Here is a 7,694-nt window from a genome sequence, read left to right as displayed (position 1 = left end):
TTCCCTGTTCCCTGTTCCCTGTTCCCTTGTCATAACGACAATTTTTAACGCCAACCTACTTATTGTTTGTGAGACTATAAACGCCACCATCTCTTTGAACAATAACTTAAAATTGCCAATGCGATCGCCCCGAAAAACAGTAAAGTAATTAAACCACCGGGAAAATTAGTAATAATACCAAAACCTCTGAGTAGAAATAGGGCTACACTTATACCCAAGAGAATACCAAAACCCTGGATTAATTTGCCACTTAAGGAAGATTGACTCACGCTGTTTTCCTCTTAACTCCAATTTACGCGCTGATGCACAAATTATGATCTGATCATTTAAAATCAACTTTAGACTAATTGTCTGCGAAAAATCCATGAATTTGACTGTAATTAAAATCCAGTGACGTAAATTAAATTCAGGACAAGTAAAAAATCCGTTAAAAAGTCGCCAAAATTACTATATCTGCGAGAATATCATATATGTCAAACTCCAATCTTAAAAGTATACCTGATGCCAGCTTACCATTATCAGATATACTCTGGAATCAAGATCAGCAGAGATTATTGATTCAGGGTGAAGTGTTACTACAAACGAAATCCCATACTCACTGGGGTGGTGCTGTTACTGCTTGTATGTATATTCCCCTAATTAGATCCCATGTTTGGCAACAAATTACAGATTACCCCCGTTGGGTACAATATTTTCCTGATATTACTAAAAGCGAAGTTATCTCTAAAGGTGATGTTAAACGTCTGTATCAATCTGCACAAAAAGCCTTTTTATTTTTCACGGCTCAAGTAGAAATTTATCTGCGTGTGGTAGAAGTAGTAGGACAACAGGTTCAGTTTCGCATGGAAAGAGGCACATTTACAGATTTTCATGCTAATTTAGAGCTTAAAGACATGGGTAATGGTACTCTATTAGCTTATACTGTGCAAGCTACGCCCCATATTCCCATTCCCTCAATTTTTATTCAACAAGCCATGAATTTGGAATTACCAGCAAATCTCTGTAAAATGCGACAGGTGCTTTGTAATTATAAATAGTTGTCAGTGGTCAGTGGTCAGTGGTCAGTTGTCAGTGGTCAGTTGTCAGTTGTCAGTTGTCAGTTGTCAGTGGTCAGGAAAATACTTTGTTCTTTCCTGTACCACTGTACTTCTGTACCCCTGTACTTATGTTAACCCGTAAACACTTCTGCGGGTAAGCGATTAAAGGAAAGACGCTCATTTTGCACATCTACAAAAATGGTGTCACCGTCACTAAAATCACCCCGTAAAATGGCTTTGGCTATTTGGGTTTCTAATTCCCGCTGAATAGCCCTTTTTAAGGGTCTTGCACCAAAAACAGGATCATATCCTACTTCTGCTAAAAAGTCAAGGGCAGAACTAGATAATTTCAAAGATATTTTTCTGTCAGTTAATCTTTGTTTTAACCTATCTACCTGTAATTGGACAATATGCCGTAATTCCGATTTTTGTAAACTGTGGAAAATAATTAATTCGTCTAGACGGTTTAAGAACTCTGGACGGAAACTATTTCGCATCGCTTCCATAACCCGATTCCGCATTTCGTCGTAACGGGTGTCATCCCCAGCTACATCAAGGATATATTGAGAACCGATATTACTGGTCATAATGATGATACTATTTTTAAAGTCCACTGTGCGACCTTGGGCATCTGTCACTCGACCATCATCAAGAATTTGTAGGAAAATATTAAAAACGTCAGGGTGTGCTTTCTCGATTTCGTCGAATAAAATCACCGCATAAGGACGACGACGAATGGCTTCAGTTAATTGTCCTCCCTCTTCATAACCGACATATCCAGGAGGCGCACCGATTAAACGGGAAACATTATGTTTATCCATGTATTCGGACATATCAATCCGTACCATGGCTTCCTCCGTGTCGAACATATAAGCCGCTAAAGCCTTAGCTAATTCAGTTTTACCAACACCAGTGGGACCTAAGAAGATAAAACTAGCAATGGGACGGTTGGGGTCAGAAAGTCCAGCGCGAGAACGTTGGATAGCGTCTGCTACAGCGGTAACAGCTTCCTGTTGACCGACAACACGATGATGTAACTCGTCTTCTAAATGTAACAGTTTTTCTTTTTCTGATTCTACCAATTTATGCAGAGGAATACCTGTCCATTTAGAAATAATTTCCGCAATATCGGCTTCTGTGACTTCTTCCCGTAATAGTGATTTTCCGGTTTTTTGGGTTTGGGAAAGTTCGGTTTCTACCGCTTGTAATTGGCGGTGTAGGTCTGTTAATTTACCATATTTTAATTCCGCAGCCCGGTTAAGATCATAGTTTCTTTCTGCTTGTTGAATTTCTAAATTTACGCGGTCAATTTCTTCTTTAATTGACTGAATTTTAGTGATAATATCTTTTTCAGATTGCCATTGTGTGCTGAGAGTTCTTTGATCTTCTTTGAGGTCAGCTAGTTCTTTTTCTAATCTTTCCAAACGTTCACGGGAAGCAGGATCACTTTCTTTTTGTAAAGAGAGTTTTTCCATTTCCAATTGCAGAATTTTCCGGTCTATTTCGTCCAGTTCTTCAGGTTTAGAAGTAATCTCCATTTTCAGTCTAGCAGCAGCTTCATCTATCAAATCAATGGCTTTATCAGGGAGAAAGCGATCGCTAATATAACGATTAGATAAAGTAGCCGCAGCCACAAGAGAACTATCAGAAATTCTCACCCCATGATGAACTTCATAACGTTCCTTCAAACCGCGTAAAATGGAAATTGTATCAACCACATTAGGCTGATCTACATAAACTTGTTGAAAACGTCTTTCTAAAGCCGCGTCCTTTTCCAAATATTTGCGGTATTCATCCAAAGTTGTCGCCCCAATACAGCGTAACTCACCTCGCGCCAACATCGGTTTTAATAAATTCCCCGCATCCATCGCCCCTTGGGTAGCGCCAGCGCCAACAACGGTATGAATTTCATCAATAAATAAGACAATATTGCCACCAGATTCTGTGACTTCCTTTAATACGGCCTTGAGACGTTCCTCAAATTCACCTCGGAATTTAGCCCCCGCAATTAAAGCCCCCATGTCCAAACTAATCAGTTTACGATCTTTGAGAGATTGGGGAACATCACCCGCAACTATGCGCTGTGCCAAACCTTCCGCAATTGCAGTTTTCCCCACCCCAGGTTCACCAATTAAAACCGGGTTATTTTTGGTTCTACGGGAGAGAATTTGTACTGTACGTCTAATTTCATCATCACGACCGATTACGGGGTCTAGTTGACCTTTGCGGGCGGCTTCCGTGAGATCCCGACCGTACTTCTCTAGTGATTGATATTTACCTTCTGGATTTTGGTCAGTCACCTTTTGTTTCCCCCGAATTTCTTTGATAATATTTTTGAGTTTGTTTTCATCTAAACCAAATTCTTGACACAGACCCTTGCCAAAACGGTCATCTTTGGCGTAACCTAGTAATAAATGTTCAATAGAAATAAATTCGTCTTTAAATTCTTGACGATATTTTTCTGCCCGATCTAACAATGTATCTAAACTGCGTCCTAAATATACGGAACTGCTAGAACCGGATACCTTGGGTTGACGTTGAATGAATTGATCAGTACGATCACGGACTTTTTGCAGGTTGGTGCCGGCTTTAGTGAAAATCGCACTGGCCAGTCCTTCCTGTTCCAGTAACCCTTTCATCAGATGTTCACTTTCTAACTGCTGTTGCTGATACTGTTTGGCTACATCGGGGGTGTGAGCGATCGCTTCCCAGGCTTTTTCTGTAAATTGATTGGGGTTAGTTGGCTGCATAAGCTTTTAGAATAACAAACTACTGTTTAATAGGATCATTGTAAAAATATTTGGCGGAATAGCTAGATCGGTCTTCACATCTTTAAAATGTAGTATTATTGCCCAATGTGGAATAATAAAGCATATCTCTGTGGAATGGTTCTATGTTTTCAGATATTCAAAGCCATTGGACAAAAGCATCTGTTCTGGCTGCTGCTAGACAAAATATCTTAAAAGGATATCCAGATGGGACTTTTCGCCCTGATGCACCTGTAACCCGTGCGGAGTTTGCCGTGATTATTTATACATCATTAGCATTCAAACAGGCATCATCTCGTCCAGGGGTGACTTTTAAAGATGTTCCCGCTAATCATTGGGCTGCTAAAGCGATAGACCAAGCATATCAAACAAATTATCTATCTGGATATCCTAATAGTTCTTTTCAACCCAATCAAATTATTTCCCGTGTACAAGCTTTAACAGCTTTAGTGTCCGGGTTAAAATATAGGGTGACAATTGAACCTATGAATACTTTAAAAAAGTATTATACCGACTTTGGACAGATTCCTAATTATGCCATAGGAGCGATCGCTGCTGCAACGGAAAAGGGGATAGTTGTTAATTACCCAGACATCCAACTTTTGCGCCCCAATCAAAGCCTAACCAGAGGTGAGATAGCCGCATTTATTTGTCGAATTATAGAAATTCCCACTGTACCTTTTGAATATATTCCGGGAAGAGAATTATTTGTAATTTCCCCACAATTTGATCAAGCTGATGGTTTTTCCGAAGGATTAGCACCGGTGCAAAAAGATCGTAAATGGGGTTATATTGACAAAACTGGAAAATTTGTAATTCCCCCCCAATTTGAAGAAGCTAGTGCTTTTTCCCAAGGATGGGCATTAGTGAGAGAAAATATCAAATAGAGTAGAAATTGCGGCTACACAGACAAAACCCACTTTCATGAGTTGGAAAACATTTCAAAATCTAAAATCTAAAATCTAAAATCTAAAATCTAAAATCTAAAATCTAAAATCTAAAATCTAAAATCGAATTATGGAAATTCGCGGCGTTTGGATCACCACCACGGACAGCAAAGTATTTGATAAGCCAGAAAACATTGCTGAGGCTATGAAATTTCTAGCCGAGACTGGATTTAACGTTGTCTTTCCCGTTGTTTGGAATCAGGGCTTCACCAACTATCCCAGCGAAGTCATGAAAGCAACATTTGGTAAAGATAGAGAAATAAACCCCCGTTTTATAGATAAAAATACAGGAAAACCTAGAGATCCTTTAGGTGAAATCATAGCAGAAGCTAAAAAATGGAATATTGCAGTTATCCCCTGGTTTGAATATGGCTTTATGAGTTCGTATCAAATCAAAAGGGGATCAATTATCGAGAAAAAACCCGAATGGACAGCCAAAGATTCTAGTGGTATAGACCTAATTGTTAATAATTTTTATTGGTTAAATGCTTTTGATAGCAAAGTGCAGGACTTTTTATTAAGTTTATTCTTAGAAGTCGTCACAAAATATAAATATGATATTGCTGGTATTCAAGGAGATGATCATTTTCCTGCTTTTCCAGTAGAAGGTGGTTACAACCTAGAAACAATTGAACTTTATGAACAAGAGTTTAAAGAAAAACCACCAAAACCTCCAGGAAAGCAAGATCCACAAGATTCAGAATGGCCTGAAAAATGGAAACAATGGGTACGCTGGAGGGCTGATATTCTTTCCGTTTTTCTTAGCCGTGTTTATCGAGAAATCATTAATATTAATCCTGAATTAATTATTTCCATAGCTCCAAATGTGTATCCTTGGGGTTATATTAACTACCTGCAAGATTCTCAAACTTGGATTGATTTGGGATTAGTTGATTTAATTCATCCTCAAATATATAGAGATACAATTGAAAGTTATCAAAGTGAGATAGATAGAATCAAAAAAGATCAATTTACCCAAAAACAATTACCGCAATTAATTCCTGGTATTAAAATGAAAACTGGTAAATATCGAATTACTCCAGAACATTTAGTTAATGCTCTAAATTACAATCGGAAAGTTGTTGGTATTCAAGGAGAAGTTTGTTGGTTTTATGAAGGTTTACGAGAAGATAATGATGCTTTAGCCAAAGTTCTCAAATCTGGGATTTATTCGCAACCACCAGGAATATTTGACGCGAAAGAAATCAAAAAGTATAGCTTTACTCATAGACGCAGCAATAACGATGATTATTATTACATAAATACCACATCACAGCAAATTCGACTCAAAGTAAAATTCGATTGGGTTGAGCCATTATCTGAGGGAATATCAGCCGTTAAAGTAGGGTATAAATATGGTTATATTCAGCAAACAGGTAAATTTATCACCCGTCTAAAGTATGATACTGCTGCACCTTTTACAGCAGAAATGGCTTTAGTCAGCATAAAGAGTAAATATGGATATATTGATAAAACAGGTAAAGAAATTATTCCTGTTAAATTTGATGATGCTATGTCCTTTTCTGAAGCTGTCGCAGCGGTAAAAATAGGGAATAAATGGGGGTATATTGATGAAGTAGGGACAATGATTATTTCTCCTCAATTTGATGAAGCTAAATCATTTTTTTCAGATATAGCAGCCGTAAAGATAGGGGATAAATGGGGATATATTGATAAAACTGGTAGCATTGTAATTTTAGCTGAATTTGATGATGCTAGGAGTTTTTACGCAGGTTTAGCTGTAGTTCAAGTTGGGAATAAATGGGGTTATATAGATAGAACTGGTCAGTTTATTATCAATCCTCAATTTGATGAAGCTGATATTTTTTCCGAAGAATTAGCTGCTGTGAAAATGGGAGAAAAGTGGGGATACATTAATCAGTACGGTGATTTGATAATTTCACTAACTTTCGATTTCGCTAAACCTTTTGCTGAAGGTATGGCTTTAGTTAATGTTGGTGGAGAATTAAAACCAGATCAGGAACAAGGAAAAGCTTTTTTTGTAGGTGGTAAATGGGGATATATTCGCAAACCTTAGTAGGTGATTATAACCTACTTACCAGATTCGAATTGTGGGTTTTTCGGATGTGGATTTTTCCAGTCTAAAGGATTTAATCATAGTTTCTTCCACGGTTTTCGCAAACTCTGGATAGGATTTATCTTCAGCGCGATAGGTGAGAATATAGGCTTTTTTACCATTAACAATTCATACTTGCATTTCTTGGAAATTTAGCTTGTGGATATTATCTCTCAACTCATAAACTACTTGATGACTTTGTGTTTCACCAAGTAGGTGTTTATATAAGTCTGTTCACTTCACTTACTAAAGGGAATTGTATCATAAAGTTAACTTTTAGGTAAATCCCTTAATCTTTGATAAACATTAGCATATATAAATTAGTATAAAAATTAGTATATAATCGGTTATAGGCGTGTATATTTCTACGCCAAGTATAAAGTTTGAATAACACAAATACAAATCTAGTTAAATACTACCATAACTCCCAAAATTGAGCAACCACAGGTCAAATATTATGCAGCTACCAACATTAACTAGTGCTTTAGTATTCACTGCATTGACAGTTACCCTCAGTGTTAACCCTGGTTTGAGTCAAGAGATTCCCATAAATGATTACAACCCAGCTATCAAAATTAATCCTAACGATGCCGAAGCCTACTACAACCGGGGACTTGTTCGTTATAAATTAGGAGATAAGCAGGGTGCAATAAAAGATTACAACCAAGCTATCAAAATTAATCCTAACTATGCCCTAGCCTACTACAACCGGGGAATTGTCCGTAAGGATTTAGGAGATAAGCAGGGTGCAATAGATGATTACAACCAAGCTATCAAGATTAATCCTAACAATGCTAATGCTTACGGCAACCGGGGAGTTGCCCGTGATGAATTAGGAGATAAGCAAGGAGCAATAGACGATTAT

Annotated in this window: 5 protein-coding genes and 1 pseudogene; 4 read left to right on the top strand and 2 right to left on the bottom strand. The window is 37.7% G+C overall.

The annotated features are described in order from the left end of the window. Window positions 1–74: 74 nt before the first annotated feature. A complete protein-coding gene (locus ACIR131C_RS0109985; protein WP_028090074.1) occupies window positions 75–269 on the bottom strand; it encodes a hypothetical protein in 195 nt (64 codons plus the stop codon). 201 nt (window positions 270–470) lie between these two features. Between ACIR131C_RS0109985 and ACIR131C_RS0109980 the strand changes: the two genes are divergently transcribed. After that, window positions 471–1,037, top strand: coding sequence for an SRPBCC family protein (locus ACIR131C_RS0109980; RefSeq protein WP_028090073.1), 567 nt, complete (start codon window positions 471–473; stop codon window positions 1,035–1,037). A 131-nt stretch (window positions 1,038–1,168) separates the two neighbouring features. On the opposite strand, the gene clpB is transcribed toward ACIR131C_RS0109980, so the two are convergent. Then, entirely contained in the window at window positions 1,169–3,787 is a 2,619-nt protein-coding gene (clpB, locus tag ACIR131C_RS0109975; RefSeq protein ID WP_028090072.1) for an ATP-dependent chaperone ClpB, read from the bottom strand. A 143-nt stretch (window positions 3,788–3,930) separates the two neighbouring features. Here clpB and ACIR131C_RS0109970 point away from each other — a divergent pair, with 143 nt between their 5' ends. The 3 genes and pseudogenes from ACIR131C_RS0109970 to ACIR131C_RS22400 all read left to right on the top strand — a co-directional run. Next, window positions 3,931–4,692, top strand: a complete 762-nt coding sequence (locus tag ACIR131C_RS0109970; RefSeq protein ID WP_035371779.1) for an S-layer homology domain-containing protein — start codon at window positions 3,931–3,933, stop codon at window positions 4,690–4,692. 130 nt (window positions 4,693–4,822) lie between these two features. Then, the gene (locus tag ACIR131C_RS0109965) at window positions 4,823–6,790 is read left to right on the top strand and encodes a WG repeat-containing protein (protein ID WP_028090070.1); all 1,968 of its coding nucleotides are present in this window, start codon (window positions 4,823–4,825) and stop codon (window positions 6,788–6,790) included. 592 nt (window positions 6,791–7,382) lie between these two features. Then, window positions 7,383–7,694 (top strand): annotated as a pseudogene (locus ACIR131C_RS22400) (tetratricopeptide repeat protein); the annotation flags it as partial.

It is taken from the genome of Dolichospermum circinale AWQC131C, assembly GCF_000426905.1.
In the GTDB taxonomy this organism is placed as follows: domain Bacteria; phylum Cyanobacteriota; class Cyanobacteriia; order Cyanobacteriales; family Nostocaceae; genus Dolichospermum; species Dolichospermum circinale.
Note: the sequence above shows the minus strand (reverse complement) of the source record. Positions and strands in the feature narration are given on the sequence as shown.

Bases quoted from the DNA above. Each gene is read 5' to 3' on its own strand.
- ACIR131C_RS0109980 (WP_028090073.1), top strand. From the start codon at position 471: ATGTCAAACTCCAATCTTAAAAGTATACCTGATGCCAGCTTACCATTA.
- clpB (WP_028090072.1), bottom strand. From the start codon at position 3,787: ATGCAGCCAACTAACCCCAATCAATTTACAGAAAAAGCCTGGGAAGCG.
- ACIR131C_RS0109970 (WP_035371779.1), top strand. From the start codon at position 3,931: ATGTTTTCAGATATTCAAAGCCATTGGACAAAAGCATCTGTTCTGGCT.
- ACIR131C_RS0109965 (WP_028090070.1), top strand. From the start codon at position 4,823: ATGGAAATTCGCGGCGTTTGGATCACCACCACGGACAGCAAAGTATTT.